Below are 14,004 nucleotides of genomic sequence, written 5' to 3'. Positions count from 1 at the left end.
ACTCCTTCCGCCGGGAAGGCGTTGTCAAGCTTGCAAAAATGGGTTGCTCACGCGATTGACAAACGATTGATCAAAGTGGAAGCATTACGGAAGCTTCAGGACGAAAAAGCGAAGAAGGTGCGCTGCTCGGTCGAGCTGCGCGCCATTGTGAGTGGCAAGGGAGAACAATGTCCAAGGGGTCGGGAAAACGCGCCATCCTTCACGTTTGCACGCGAGACACGATTCGCCCGCTTCGCGACCATGTTCTTCGTCTCAAGGGCTTTGATGTCGACTCCGCGCTCAGCTTCAAGGAATCGCTCGACAAGTTCTGGGCCCGCGAGTACGACCTCGTCCTCATCGATGTCGAAGGCGACGGCGGCATTGAACAGGCCGAAAAGCTTTGCAGCGAGATCAAGACCGCGCAGCCCGAGCAGCTTGTCGCCTTTGTCTGCAACTGGCGCGTCGCCAACCTCACCGACTGCCCAGACGAGATCGTCCGCACCGAGTTTGACCCAGCCGCCTTTGCCGACGGCGTCCAGGCGATCGTCCCCGAATCTTCCATGTAACTGCTTGTGGATTTGCGTGCTTCCGCAACCTGTGATACAAACAGAACATTCCATCTGCCGCAAGGCAGGTCGAATTTCATGCAGAGTGGCTGAGGGACGAGCCCTGAGACGCCACGACAACCGGACAGAACAAAGGCGTACCGGTGTCAACTCTCTCCTGGGATCCAGGGAACATGAGATTCGGTATAGCAGGTTCAATTTCCTGCATTCCGCGTTCATATTCCCTCCACCGAACGCGGTGATTTCCCAACGAAAGAGAAACGTCTCAGCGTAACACCCCTCATAAGCCCACCGGGAGTGTGGTTGATGAGCGTTTTGGAGTCTTCCTGTACCGTCTACGAACTTCGCTGCAATGAGTGCGGCAAGAGCTTCGGCAACCAGCCCCTATCGGCGTGCGATGACTGCCTGGCTCCTCTCGAAGTGCACTACGATCTCGAATCGGTTCGCGGCCGTTTCACGCGCGAGAGCGTAGCCGCTGGTCCGGCAAACATCTGGCGCTACAAGGAACTGCTGCCCATCCCCGCGGGCTTCCAGCCCGATCTTCCCGTAGGCTTCACGCCGCTCGTCCGCGCCAAGCGCCTGGGACAGCGCATCGGCTCCAATAATCTTTACGTAAAGAACGACTCCGTCTGCTTTCCCACGCTCAGCTTCAAGGACCGCGTCGTCTCCGTCGCGCTCGCCAACGCGCAGGCCTTCGGGTTCGATGTCGTCGGTTGCAGCTCCACCGGCAACCTCGCTAACAGCGTTGCCGCGCAGGCATCGCGCCTCGGCCTCAAGGCCTGCATCCTCGTTCCCGCCGATCTCGAGCCCGCAAAGATTCTGAACACGCAAATTTACGGCGCGCGCCTCGTCCGCATCGATGGCAACTACGACCACGTCAACCGCCTCTGCACGCTCATTGCCGACGAGTACAACTGGGGCTTCGTCAACGTCAATCTCCGCCCCTATTACGCCGAGGGCTCCAAGACCGTCGGCTACGAGATCGCCGAACAGCTCGGCTGGCGCCTCCCTGACAACGTCGTCTGCCCGATGGCCGGCGGCTCGCTGATCCGCAAGATCAAAAAGGCCTTCGACGAACTCGTCGCGCTCGGTCTCGTCGAGCCCAAGGACGTGAAGTTCTTTGGCGCGCAGGCGACCGGCTGCTCGCCCATCTCGCAGGCCGTCAAGAACGGACGTGAAGACATAGAGCCTCAGCGTCCGCTTACCATTGCGCGCTCGCTCGCCATCGGCAACCCCGCAGATGGGCCGCTCGCCGCAAAGATGATCCAGTCCACAGGCGGCTTCGCGGAGGACGTCTCCGACGTCGAGATCGTCTCCGGCATCCAGGAGCTCGCTGAGACCGAAGGTATCTTCACGGAGACCGCCGGCGGCGTCACCACCGCTGTCACCGCCAAGCTGATCGCGCAGGGCCGCATCGGCGCTGATGACCTCACCGTCGTCTGCATCACCGGCAACGGCCTCAAGACCACCGACGCCCTCGCGGGTCGCTTCCACCAGGATCGCGCCGTCAAGCCGCGGCTCGCTGAATTCGACCAGTACCTTCGCGAGGTCGACGGTTCGCTGGCGAACGTGAGTGCCGATGCCGAGGAAGAGTTCGAGCTCGCAGGAGGTGCCCGGTGAGCGTAAAGATCACTTTGCCTACAGCGCTTGCCCGCCACACCGATGGCCAGAAGTCCTTCGCCAGCGAGGCCAGAAACCTTCGCGGTCTGTTGGCCGAGTTCGACGCGAAATTCCCCGCGCTCGCCCAGAACGTCAAGGATGACAACGGCAATCTCCGCAAGTTCATCAACGTCTACGTCAACGACGAGGACATCCGCTTCCTCGGCGGCGACAGCCACCAGTTCGAGGACGGCGACGAAGTCATGCTCATCCCCTCCATCGCCGGCGGACGCTGCGGCCAGCGCCGGTTCCTGACTCTGCCGTACGACGAATCCATCGTCGCGGGTTGTTAGGCGGCCACACAGCAAACAGACCGGAGGGCGGCGATCATCGCCGTCCTTTCTCTTTTGATCGGGAAGATGCCTACATTCTTCCCAGATCGTCAGCTTGACAAGTCCCCTGCTCAGAGAGGGCACGGCTGTGGCTCGGCGCGTCCGTCTGGCCTCTGCAACAACATTAAGTCCGGACCTAAACTCAATGGTCTGAAGATTTTGCGCAAAAACAGGGGGGAGGGGGGTACCCCTCACCGGCGATACGTATCCAGCCTGCGGCACGCCTCGGCCAAATCCTCATCCTTCTTGGCAAAACAGAACCGCAGCAGGTGGTCGCCGCGATTCCGTCCATCCGGCTCAGTGCCGAAGAACGCCGATCCGGCGACAGCAGCCAGTCCCGTATCCGCAAGCAGCTTGCGCGACTTCGCCTTGCTGTTCGCACCCTCCACCCGCGAGACATCAGCCAGCACGTAATACGCTCCCGCCGGAATGGACGGCGTGAGCCCAGCCCGCGACAGCGCCGCGCAGAAGCTGTCGCGCTTCGCCTGGTACTCCACTGAGAGCTCGTGATAAAAGCTCTGCGGCAACTGCAGCAGCCCGGCCGCAGCCCCGTACTGGAACGGCGATGGCGCACAGACATACGTCAGGTCGTGGAAGTACCCGATCGCCGGAATCCACCGCTCCGACGCCGTCAGATATCCCAGCCTCCATCCGGTCACCGAGAACGTCTTTGAGAACCCGGAGATCGTGATTGTGCGCTCCGCCATTCCAGGCAGCGTGGCAATGGAGATGTGCCGCTCGCCGTCATAGAGGAAGTATTCGTAGATCTCATCCGTAAAGACGAAGAGATCGTGCTCCAACACCAGTTCTGCGATCGCCTCGAGCTCTTCGCGGTTGAAGACCTTGCCGGATGGATTCGCCGGTGTGTTCAGGATGATCCCGCGGGTGCGCGACGTAATCGCAGCTCTCAGGCGGTCGAGATCCAGCGTCCAATCAGGCTCGCTCAGCGGAACGATCACCGGCTTCACCCGCTGCGCGTTCAACGTGGCCGTGTGATAGCCGTAGAAGGGTTCGAAGACGATGCACTCGTCCCCAGGATTCAGCAGCGCCATCAGCGCCGCATGCAGCGCTCCGGTGGCTCCGCTGGTCACCAGCACGTTGGCATTCGGGTCGGCTTCGATGCCGTTGAATGACGAGAGCTTCTGTGCGATCGCCTCGCGCAGCAGCGCAATGCCGTCCAGCCGAACATAGATGTTGTGCCCATCGCGGATCGCCTGGATGCCAGCTTCGACGACCGGGTGCGGCGGATCCGTGTCGCAGACCCCTTGTGCCAGGTTGATGCCGCCCACGTCAGCGCACGCTACGGTCATGGCGCGAATCTCGGACTGCACGAGGCCAGGCGCGAGCTCACTGAGGCGAAGACTGGATGGCGCGGCGGGAATCACGGACATAAGAAAGGGCGCGCCGAGGCACGCCTTTCCATCCTACTCAAGTTGATCTCCAGCGGGGTCCCGACAGCTGCGCTAAATCACATGAAGCAGCCAAAGAATCACGATGATCAGCAGGATTGTTCCCAGGCCGCCTGACGGGTAATATCCCCAACTGCGCGAGTAAGGATAGGCAGGGAAGGACGCAAACATCAGGATCAGCAGAATGACGATGATGAGAATCAAGTCGTGCCTCCAGGTGGAGTTGTGATAACTCTCTGGGGCAGATAGATGCCAATCGTCATCTGGCCGTTATCTCGTTACGCAAGAAGAGTTGCGCGATTGAGCGAGCAACGCGGCGGCCCGGAATTTGCTCTCATGGAGCGGCAGGTGCCGGGATTCCATCCGGTCGAGCTGCCATAGAAAGCAGGTGGAAGATGTTCTTAGCAGTTGCGATCATTCTGGCCATTCTTTGGGTAGTCCTGTTCTTTGCGATTCACATCACCAGTTTCGCCATCCACATCCTCATCATTCTCGCGGTGATTTCGCTCATCGCCCATCTGTTTACAGGCAGGAAGGCTTGACCGCGACCGCAAATGGCAACGGCTGCAGCACTCAGGCTGCAGCCGCTGTTGGGGTTCAGTTGGAAGCTTACTGACGAGGAACGTTGCGCGCCGGCTGCTGCACGGGCGGCGGCAACGGAGCCTTTGCGGCCAGCGCCTCCGGCGTCTCTTCCGTAAGCCGTGGAAGCTTCGCAGCAAGCGCAACCTCCAGCACCTCGTCCATAGTCTCCACCCAGTGGAGCTTCATGGAAGTCTTGATCAGGTCGGGAAGGTCGGCCAGGTCGCGCTTATTCTCCGCCGGCAGAACTGCCTCGAAGATACCCGCGCGGTGTGCTGCGAGCAGCTTCTCCTTCAGCCCGCCGATCGGCAGCACCTTGCCGCGCAGCGTGATCTCGCCGGTCATGGCAACGTCACGCCGCACCTCAATCTTGGTTAGCGCAGAAGCTAAAGCGGTCGCGAGTGTGATGCCAGCGGAAGGTCCATCCTTGGGGATCGCGCCCTCCGGCACATGGATGTGCACATCGATGTTCCGGTAGAAGTCACGTTGCAGCCCGAGATGCTGCGAGCGCGAGCGAATGTAGGTGAGCGCGGCCTGCGCGGACTCCTGCATCACATCGCCGAGCTGGCCGGTTGCCGTCATCTTGCCCTTGCCATCCAGCACCTGCACTTCGGTCTGCAGGATCGAGCCGCCCATCTCCGTCCACGCAAGCCCGGTGACGAGGCCAATCTCATTCTTCTCGTGCACCTGCGAGTCACGGAACTTCGGAATTCCGAGCAGGTCCTCGAGCGACGGTGCCGTTACGGTCTCCACGTGAGTGGATTCCTTCACGACGCGCCGCGTGACCTTACGGCAAACATTGCCGATCTCGCGCTCAAGATTACGAACGCCGGACTCACGCGTGTAGTGGCGGATAATCTCGCGCAGCGCATCGTCGTTGAAGCTGACTTGCTCTTCAGTGAGACCGGTCGCCTCACGCTGCTTGCGGACGAGATACTGGCGCGCGATTTCGAGCTTCTCGAGCTCGGTGTAGCCAGTCAGCCGCAGGATCTCCATGCGGTCCTGCAGCGGGCCGGGAATCGTGTGCAGCACATTCGCGGTGGCAATGAACAGTACCTGCGATAGATCGTATTCAACGTCGAGGTAATGATCCTGGAACGTGTTGTTCTGCTCCGGGTCGAGGACCTCGAGCAAGGCACTCGCCGGATCGCCGCGGAAGTCAGAGGCCATCTTGTCGATTTCATCGAGCATGATGACCGGGTTCTTCGTGCCCGCCTTCTTCATCGACTGAATGATCTGTCCGGGCAGCGCGCCGATATACGTGCGCCGATGTCCGCGAATCTCCGCTTCATCGCGAATGCCGCCGAGCGAGAGCCGGACGAACTTGCGCCCCGTCGCCTTGGCGATGGACATACCCAGCGATGTCTTACCGACACCCGGAGGCCCAACGAAGCAGAGAATCGAGCCCTTCGGATTCTTGACTAGCTGCCGAACGGCGAGAAACTCAAGGATGCGCTCCTTGATCTTCTCGAGACCGTAATGGTCCTCGTTCAGCACCTGCTCGGCGTTATCGATCGAGCGAATCTCTTTGGAGCGCTTCTTCCATGGGACTGCAAGTAACCAATCCAGATAGTTTCTGGAGACGGTGGACTCGGCCGACATCGGCGGCATCGCCTCGAGCTTCTTCAGCTCCTGGATGGCCTTATCCTTGACCTCGGCCGGCATGCCGGCCTCTTCGATCCGCTTCTTCAGCTCATCGAACTCCGACTTCTCGCCGCGGCCCAACTCCTTCTGGATAGCCTTGATCTTCTCGTTGAGGTAGTACTCCTTCTGCGCGCGCTCCATCTGACGCTTCACGCGCGACTGGATGGTGCGGTCGACGTTCAGCTTCTCGATTGCGATGTCCAGCGTATCGGCGATCCGCGAGAGCCTGACCTCGGGGTCGAAGACCTCGAGGATCTGCTGCTTCTCCTCGATCGTCAGCGGCATGTTCGCGGCGATCACGTCAGCCAGCTTCGCGGGCTCGTCCGTGCGGAGTGCCGCGGCCGTCTCCTGGTTGAGTGACTGCTGCAGCTTGGAGTACTGCTCAAACAACTGGTGCACACGCCCGACAATCTGCTCGGTCTGGGGCGTCGACTGCAGCTCCGCGCGTGAGGTACGCACCGTGGCCACGAAGAACCCGTCGTCGTCATTCACTTCGGTGGCGCGGGCGCGCTCAACGCCTTCCACGAGAACCTTGATATTGCCGTCGGGCATACGCACCGACTGCACGATATTGCCAATCGTGCCCACGTTATAGATGTCGTCCGCCGTCGGCTCGTCGACCGATGCGTCGTGTTGCGTCGCAAGGAAGATCTTGCGGTCTCCGTTGAGTGCTTCTTCGAGCGCCCGGACAGAGGACTCGCGGCCAACCACGAAGGGCGCCATCATGTGCGGGAAGATCACCATCTCGCGGATGGGCATCATCGGGAGCTTGCGTTGGGTACCGTTCAAAATGTCTCTGTCGTCTTGGTTCATGGGTCTCCCGAATTAGACGTGCTCCGCGAACGAAACGATGCGGGCCGGGTCTTTGGGGGGAATTGTACGCGCTTTAGGGGCAGCGTCTATGGCTTAGGAGTCGCAGTTTCTTCGGGATGTGCAAAGACTGGTACGGATTTACAAACACCATCCGTGCTGGGGAGTTTCGGCAAAAGAGGAAAGTGGGCGACCCGTAGGTCGCCCACACGATTTGTTGCTTCCCGACGATCAGCCAGCCTTCTCGAGAACCACCGGCAGGGTGATGTCCCGGTTGCGGACCATCTCGTCGGTGATGATCAGTTCCTTGACCTTCTTGTTACCCGGAACGTGATACATCAGGTCGAGCATCAGCTCCTCCAGGATCATCCGAAGACCGCGCGCGCCCACCTTGCGTTGCAGCGCCTCGCGTGCGATCGACCGCGCAGCTTCGTCCGTCCACGTAACCTTCACACCCTCATACTCGAACAGCTTCGCGTACTGCTTGAGGATTGCGTTGCGCGGACGGGTGAGGATGTCAATCAATGCCGCCTCGTCCAGCTCATCGAGGATGCCGAGGACCGGCAGGCGGCCAATAAATTCGGGAATCAGGCCGTACTTGAGCAGATCCTGTGGCTCCGCCTGGCGCAGGATCTCGGTGTCACGTTGCGCGCGGATCGGCGTTACCTCGGCTGCGTTGGGATCGCCATCGGAGATCGCCTTGAATCCAAGCGCCTTCTTGCCGATGCGGCGGGCGATGATCTTCTCGAGTCCGACGAACGCGCCGCCGCAGATGAACAGGATGTTCGTGGTATCAACAACCGTGAACTCCTGGTGCGGGTGCTTGCGTCCGCCCTGCGGGGGAACGTTGGCTACTGTGCCTTCCAGCAGCTTGAGGAGCGCCTGCTGCACGCCTTCGCCCGAAACATCACGGGTGATCGAAGGATTCTCGTCCTTTCGCCCAATCTTGTCGATCTCGTCGATGTAAATGATGCCGCTCTGCGCGCGTGCGACGTCACCGTCTGCGGCCTGCAGCAACTTCAGGATGATGTTCTCGACGTCCTCACCGACGTAACCAGCCTCAGTGAGCGTTGTTGCGTCCACGATCGCAAACGGAACGTCCAACATCTTGGCCAGCGTCTGCGCCATCAGCGTCTTGCCCGATCCCGTGGGACCTACGAGCAGGATGTTCGACTTCGCGAGCTCGACGTCTCCCGTGCGCGCGCGGTTCATCTGGATCCGTTTGTAATGGTTGTAAACCGCTACGGCGAGCTTCTTTTTCGTCGTGTCCTGACCAATGATGTATTCGTCCAGGAACGCTTTCACTTCGGCGGGCTTGGGCAGATGGGCCGGAGCCGTTCCAGGCTGCGCCTCGCTCTTATCGTCTTCCAGAATGGAGTTGCAGACGCCGACGCACTCATCGCAGATATAGGCGCGCGGATAATCTGAAGGCGATGAGATGAGCTTCGCGACGGCGTCCTGCGATTTGTGGCAGAACGAGCAGCGAAGTGAATCGTCCGAGCCCCGAGAGGTCTTCATGCGAAAGCAGCTCCTTGGAGCACCGCTGCCGGGGAGAGCGCGGACACTCAATTCCAACATCCACAGTCTACACCGGCGCAAGGTGCACAGACGTCACGTCGGTGCCATAAGGAGGTTACTTGAGTACGGGTGTCTAGCCCGATACGTGGCAGTGCGGTGCGGCGAAGAGGCACGGGGCCGACCTAAAGCTGCATTAGGCCGCGAACCTCAAATCGCTATGTTCGCCACATTACTAAAGGGGACTACCTGGATAGCTCGGCGACCGCCTTGGGCGTGTGCTCTGCGAGGTACGCCTCGAGCGTCGTCTGTCCCTGGTTGATCGCACTTGTCCCACCCGCGAGATAAATATCCACATCCTTGATTCCAATGAATCCCAGGATGAACTTCATGTACGGCGCGAAGAAGTTTGCACTCTCCATGTAGGCGCCGGGCGTATACGTGCCCATGCTCGCCATTGCGATGCGCGCCTTCTTGCCGGTCGCCAGGCCCTCGTACTTCTCATTGAAGGTCCGGCCCAGGCGCACGATGTGATCCACCCATCCTTTGAGCGCTGCGGGGATGTTGAAGTTGAACATCGGGCTTCCGATGAGAATCTCGTCGGCGGCGAGCACCTCATCGACCAGCTCATTTGAGACGGCGATCGCGCGCTGCTGCTCCGGCGTGTGCTGGTCGGGTGTTGAATATGCAGCGGCGATCCACGGTAAATCCACAAATGGAAGCGGCTTCTCGGACAGATCGCGGTAGATCACCTTGCCACCCGGATTCTTCTTCTTCCACTCCTCGGCAACGGCTTTGCTGAGGTGGCGAGACACGGAATAGTCGCCGCGCGGGCTTACGTCGAGATGCAGCAGTGTAGGCATGAGAATCTCCTGAAGGGATCGACGTGTCGCGATGCTTCGATATACATCGAACCGTCTACCGGATGAGATGAACGTGAGACCCGCCGCGATGCAAGGGAATTACACGGCAAGAAAATGACGCCGGCCGAAGCCGACGCCTGTGTGATGCGCCTGCAACCCGTTAGGTGCGCGGGCGATCGATGATGTCGTCAATAATGCCGTACTCCTTGGCCTGCTGCGGCGTCATGATGAAATCGCGCTCCACGTCACGCTCGATGCGATCCAGCGGCTGGCCCGTATTCAGCGCCATCAGCTTGTTCGTCAGCTCGCGGATGCGCAGAATTTCGCGCGCATGAATGTCGATGTCCGTCGCCTGTCCCTGCAGCCCGCCCATGGAAGGCTGGTGAATGAGGATGCGTGAGTTGGGCAGCGTGAACCGTTTGCCCTTCTTGCCGGCCATCAGCAGGAATGCGCCCATCGATGCCGCCTGCCCAATGCAGAACGTTACGACGTCGTTCTTGATGTACTGCATCGTGTCGTAGATCGCCAGGCCTGCGGAAATCGATCCGCCGGGCGAGTTGATGTAGAGCTGAATGTCCTTCTCCGGGTCCTCGCCCGAGAGAAACAGCAATTGCGCGATGATGAGATTGGCAACGTTGTCGTCAATCGGTGTGCCGAGGAAGATGATGTTGTCGCGCAGCAGACGGCTGTAGATGTCATAGGAGCGTTCGCCCCGGCTCGTCTGCTCGAGCACCATCGGTATCAGTCCCATAGCTCTGGCTCTCTCTTTCTAGGTATTGCAGGCTCAGAATACAGCCACGCGCTGAGGATGTGCGGTACGGTAGCTGCCTCGGCAACCCACCTTCGCGTCGCTTGAGACCGTGAAGGTGGGATCAGCCGAAGCGTTATGCGGCGAGCTTGTCGAACAGCACCGAACCGGTCTTCTCGCGGCGCAACTGCTCGCGAATCCGGTTCAGGGTTCCGTCGTCGGTGAGACGCTTGCGCAGTGTCTCCATGGGCTCGCGCTGCTGCAGCGACATCATCAACAGCTCGCGCTCCATGTCTTCATCCGATACGGCGACGTTCTCACGCTCTGCGATTTTGTCGAGCAGAAGGGAAGCCTTCACCTCGGAAACAGCCTGGTCACGCTGCGCAGCACGCAGGCGATCGAAGTCGAGCTGTCGCATGGCATCCGCAGTCATGCCCTGCTGTGCCAGCGCACGCAAACCGCGCTCCAACCGTGCGTCGATCTGCTGCTGCACAAAGGTCTCGGGAACAGGGAACTGGAACTTCGCAATCAGCTCATCGAGCATCTTGTCGCGCGCCTGCGTCTCCAGCGCATTCTTCTTGCGTGAAGCTACGCGCTCGCGCAGCTTCGTCTCGAAGTCGCTCCAGCTCTCATAATTGCCAAGCTGCTTGGCGAACTCCTCGTCGCGTTCCGGATAGTTCTTCTTCTTGATAGCTTTCACGGTCACGTCGTAGTTCACGGTCTTGCCCGCCAGGCGCTCATCGCCGAACTCCGCCGGATAGCTCGCCTCAAAGGTCAGCTCCTGGCCGACCTTCGCTCCGCGCAACGCATCTGTGAATGCCTGCACCGTGTTTTTGCCGCCGATTTCGATGAGCGCATCTTCGCCAGTCAGCTCCGGCTGCTGCGTCTTGTTCTCGACGCCTTCCTCGGTCACGGTTTGCGCGAGATCCTGCACGTTGCCCTTGAAGCTGATCTCTGCCCAGTCTCCGTCGGCCAGGGCGCGGTCCTCTTCGACCGGCTCAACCGTCGCGTGGTGGTCAAGCACAGCGTCGAGCTCTGCCTGGTACTCCTCATCGGTCAGGGTTGCATCGGGCCGCTGCACGGAGATCGTGTCATAGCCATCGACGTTGATGTCCGGCAGGACCTCGAAAGTCGCCTTGAACTTAAGTGGCTGGCCCTCGGCGAGCTGCAACTCCGAGACCTGCGGCTGCGAAATCGGATTCAGCTTCTGCGCCTCGAGCGCCTGGCGGAACTTGTTCGACACAAGCGACTCCAGCACCTCCTGCCGCACCTCTTTCGCAAAGCGCGACTTGATCAGCGACTCCGGCACCTTGCCGGCGCGGAATCCGGGAATGCGCGCCATCTTTGCATACCGGCGCGTGACCTGCCGGAACGCCTTCTCGACGTCGGCGGCCGGCGCGTCAACTTCGATCGAGCGCGTCAGCTCAGGGTTCAGCGTCGGAGCAGGCTCGTGGTGATGATGCTCGTGACCGGCGTGGTCGTGGTCATGATCGTGGTCGTGCTGAGCCTCCGCGGTTACGGCATCCGGGGTGGCAGAAAAGGTCTCTTCGTTTGTTGTCTCTGTGGGGCTCAAAGCTTGTCTCTCAGTGTTTAGGAAATTACGCGGAATTGCGTACGAAAATTTGGAGAAGCCGCGATATTCAGATGCGCAAGGGCTCGCGCGGGTCGCAGCTCCGATGGTCCTTAGAAAGGATACGAGCCGCTGCCGTGCAGGGTCAAACGGCAGCTAATGCGGCGTACCGGTGTTCGTTACCGTTGTCGTCGGATTATTTGCCGTTGGCGGCAACGGAGCCGTCGCCAGCGAGAAGATTTCCAGCCGCACATGCCACTGCAGGCTTTCGCCCGGCTGCAGGCTCACGATGCCGGTGTCGTCCGGATTCGGCCACTCATGACCGAACGGATCATCGACATTCGTGTCCGGCTCAATCGAGATCCACCGTTCGCCCGCAGGGGCGACCACCCGCATGAACTTGACCGTCGCAGTCAGCGGGATCACCCGAAGGCCGTACCCCGCGGCTGGATCGCGAATCTCGGCAATCGGGCCATCGCCCAGCAATCCGCTCTGCAGGTTGGTGTATGTGTCGTTAAGGCTCACATCGTCCAGCCGCGTTCCTCGAGCGCGAATCAGGTCCGCTGTTGTCCCGCTCGTCATGACGGTTTTGCTCGTAGGCAGGCCTGTCCTGCGGTCGATCTCAATCTTGGTGATCGATGGGATTACTATGCGGACATCAGAGCGGTCCCCCGCGAGTGCAAAGACCGGATGCCAGCCTACGCCCGCAGGCGTGGGTACCTGGCCCGTATTCTGTTCCGTCACCGTGAGGTCCAGAGTTCTCTCCGCGAGCTCCACACGAACCGTGATGTCCATCATCGACGGCCACTGCCCGGAGAACGACCCCGCATGGTAGATGGCCGTGGCCGCCTGGCCGTCCGGGATGGTGTCCGTGCTGATGTTGTCCGCCGGGCGGTCGAGGATCAGACCCATCGTGGAGAACGTGCTGCCCGGCCGCATGGGCGGAAACGTGATCCGCTCTCCCTGCCAAACGCTCTCCAGCGTCGACGAGCTCGATGTTGGAGATCCCGTGAGACGGCCGGCCCACGGAGCCAGAACAGCCGCTCCAAAGCTGGTACTTACGCTGCCGTTTGCGTCCTCACCGGCGCCCGTCAGCACCCGCGCGGCATCCGTCAGCGACGGTGAAAGCAGAATCGGAACCTCGCCCTTGCCCGGCACGCTGGCGGTAATCTGCAGCAGATTCATTCCCCGGCCGGGAAGCAGGAGCGCGGACAAAAACTCCGGTTCTCCGCTGATCGCACTTGGCGAGCGACGCAGTGTCACGGCAGCCTGTCCCCCCGGCCCGGTCTCCGTGTTCGGTTCCGTGGTTACCGGGATAACTCGCTGCTTCAGCTTGTGATAGTTGCCGTGACCGCTCTCATGAGCCGCGATGAGCAGAATCACGCAGAGAAGCCCTATCAGGGTGGGCGTCAGGTATCCCGATTTGGAGAATCGGTGCAGAGGCGACGGTGCTTCTGCTTCGCTCGTCTGCCGATTTCCCAGGTTCATTCTTCTCTCTTTCTCGTGCAGTGCGGCCTCAACGATACTATCGTCTCAGGGGTCACTGTTGCTTAGACGGGAATCAGATGCGGTTCGAGCAGGGAAGTCCGCCCCGCCGCCTCTTATAACCCTGACAGCGCTCCATGAACAAATCGCCGGATGTGAACGCTGCCCAAGGCTTCGCGACTATTGCAAGGGCATCGGCGAGCGTAAACGGCGCGCCTACCTTGACCAAACCTACTGGGCACGGCCCGTTCCGGGCTTTGGCGACCCGCGCGCCCGCGTCCTGACGCTCGGTCTCGCGCCAGGAGCCCATGGCGGCAACCGCACCGGCCGCATCTTCACCGGCGACGGCTCCGGCGACTTCCTCTATCCCGTCCTGCATGATGCCGGCTTCGCCAACCAACCCACGTCCACCGCGATTCGCGACGGTCTACGCCTGCGTGGCATGTGGATCAGCGCCGTCGTTCGCTGCGCGCCTCCCGGCGACAAGCCCACACCGGAAGAGATCCGCAACTGCGCTGCACACCTATCGCAGGAGCTCTCCCTTTTGCCGCGTGTCAAGGTTGTCGTCTGCCTCGGCAAGGTCGCCTGGGACGGCTACCTTGCACACCTTCTCCGCGAGGGAATCATCGAGCGCCGGGCTGCCTTCGCCTTTGGACATGGTGCCGAGTACAAGCTGTCCAACGGCATCACGCTGCTCGGCAGCTACCATCCGTCGCTCCGCAACACGAACACCGGGAAGCTCAATCGCGCGATGCTCCTGCGCGTGTTCGTCCGCGCCCGCGCACTGGCCGGCCTCGACTGACATCTCCACAGACCAACCTCATGCAACCCGACCGAATCCAACC

The 14,004-nt window shown here is 60.7% G+C and carries 13 protein-coding genes and 1 riboswitch; of the genes, 5 read left to right on the top strand and 8 right to left on the bottom strand.

Features of this window, described 5'->3' with window-relative positions:
• The first annotated feature begins 167 nt into the window (after positions 1 to 167).
• The 3 genes from VGU25_06560 (at position 168) to VGU25_06550 (ending at position 2,497) form a co-directional block, all read left to right on the top strand.
• Positions 168 to 545 carry a hypothetical protein gene (locus tag VGU25_06560; GenBank protein HEV2576854.1) on the top strand — a complete coding sequence of 126 codons (378 nt, stop codon included), beginning with the start codon at positions 168 to 170 and terminating at the stop codon, positions 543 to 545.
• 73 nt (positions 546 to 618) lie between these two features.
• Positions 619 to 725, top strand: a riboswitch (SAM riboswitch).
• A 126-nt stretch (positions 726 to 851) separates the two neighbouring features.
• Positions 852 to 2,165, top strand: coding sequence for a threonine synthase (gene thrC, locus VGU25_06555; protein ID HEV2576853.1), 1,314 nt, complete (start codon positions 852 to 854; stop codon positions 2,163 to 2,165).
• Positions 2,162 to 2,497, top strand: a complete 336-nt coding sequence (locus tag VGU25_06550; GenBank protein HEV2576852.1) for a MoaD/ThiS family protein — start codon at positions 2,162 to 2,164, stop codon at positions 2,495 to 2,497. Before thrC ends, VGU25_06550 begins: the two co-directional genes overlap by 4 nt.
• Positions 2,498 to 2,727: 230 nt before the next feature.
• Here VGU25_06550 and VGU25_06545 read toward each other — a convergent pair whose 3' ends face one another.
• Positions 2,728 to 3,927 carry an aminotransferase class I/II-fold pyridoxal phosphate-dependent enzyme gene (locus tag VGU25_06545; GenBank protein HEV2576851.1) on the bottom strand — a complete coding sequence of 400 codons (1,200 nt, stop codon included), beginning with the start codon at positions 3,925 to 3,927 and terminating at the stop codon, positions 2,728 to 2,730.
• 72 nt (positions 3,928 to 3,999) lie between these two features.
• Positions 4,000 to 4,149 carry a DUF3309 family protein gene (locus VGU25_06540; GenBank protein ID HEV2576850.1) on the bottom strand — a complete coding sequence of 50 codons (150 nt, stop codon included), beginning with the start codon at positions 4,147 to 4,149 and terminating at the stop codon, positions 4,000 to 4,002.
• 191 nt (positions 4,150 to 4,340) lie between these two features.
• On the opposite strand from VGU25_06540, the gene VGU25_06535 reads away from it, so the two are divergent.
• Positions 4,341 to 4,487 (top strand): DUF5670 family protein, encoded by a 147-nt coding sequence (locus tag VGU25_06535; GenBank protein ID HEV2576849.1) that lies wholly within the window; start codon positions 4,341 to 4,343, stop codon positions 4,485 to 4,487.
• A gap of 67 nt (positions 4,488 to 4,554) precedes the next feature.
• On the opposite strand, the gene lon is transcribed toward VGU25_06535, so the two are convergent.
• From lon to VGU25_06505, 6 genes are all read right to left on the bottom strand, one after another.
• Positions 4,555 to 6,981: an endopeptidase La gene (gene lon / locus VGU25_06530; protein ID HEV2576848.1), complete on the bottom strand. Its 2,427-nt coding sequence runs from the start codon at positions 6,979 to 6,981 to the stop codon at positions 4,555 to 4,557.
• Positions 6,982 to 7,209: 228 nt separating this feature from the next.
• Positions 7,210 to 8,496 (bottom strand): ATP-dependent Clp protease ATP-binding subunit ClpX, encoded by a 1,287-nt coding sequence (gene clpX, locus VGU25_06525; protein HEV2576847.1) that lies wholly within the window; start codon positions 8,494 to 8,496, stop codon positions 7,210 to 7,212.
• Positions 8,497 to 8,738: 242 nt separating this feature from the next.
• The gene (locus VGU25_06520) at positions 8,739 to 9,356 is read right to left on the bottom strand and encodes an NAD(P)H-dependent oxidoreductase (protein HEV2576846.1); all 618 of its coding nucleotides are present in this window, start codon (positions 9,354 to 9,356) and stop codon (positions 8,739 to 8,741) included.
• Between the two features lie 160 nt (positions 9,357 to 9,516).
• Positions 9,517 to 10,107, bottom strand: coding sequence for an ATP-dependent Clp endopeptidase proteolytic subunit ClpP (gene clpP / locus VGU25_06515; GenBank protein ID HEV2576845.1), 591 nt, complete (start codon positions 10,105 to 10,107; stop codon positions 9,517 to 9,519).
• Between the two features lie 133 nt (positions 10,108 to 10,240).
• Positions 10,241 to 11,677 (bottom strand): trigger factor, encoded by a 1,437-nt coding sequence (gene tig / locus VGU25_06510; GenBank protein HEV2576844.1) that lies wholly within the window; start codon positions 11,675 to 11,677, stop codon positions 10,241 to 10,243.
• Between the two features lie 153 nt (positions 11,678 to 11,830).
• Positions 11,831 to 13,162 carry a hypothetical protein gene (locus VGU25_06505; protein HEV2576843.1) on the bottom strand — a complete coding sequence of 444 codons (1,332 nt, stop codon included), beginning with the start codon at positions 13,160 to 13,162 and terminating at the stop codon, positions 11,831 to 11,833.
• A 58-nt stretch (positions 13,163 to 13,220) separates the two neighbouring features.
• On the opposite strand from VGU25_06505, the gene VGU25_06500 reads away from it, so the two are divergent.
• Entirely contained in the window at positions 13,221 to 13,961 is a 741-nt protein-coding gene (locus VGU25_06500) for a uracil-DNA glycosylase (protein ID HEV2576842.1), read from the top strand.
• Positions 13,962 to 14,004 lie beyond the last annotated feature (43 nt).

The organism is Acidobacteriaceae bacterium, from assembly GCA_035944135.1.
Classification (GTDB): domain Bacteria; phylum Acidobacteriota; class Terriglobia; order Terriglobales; family Acidobacteriaceae; genus Granulicella.
Note: the sequence above shows the minus strand (reverse complement) of the source record. Positions and strands in the feature narration are given on the sequence as shown.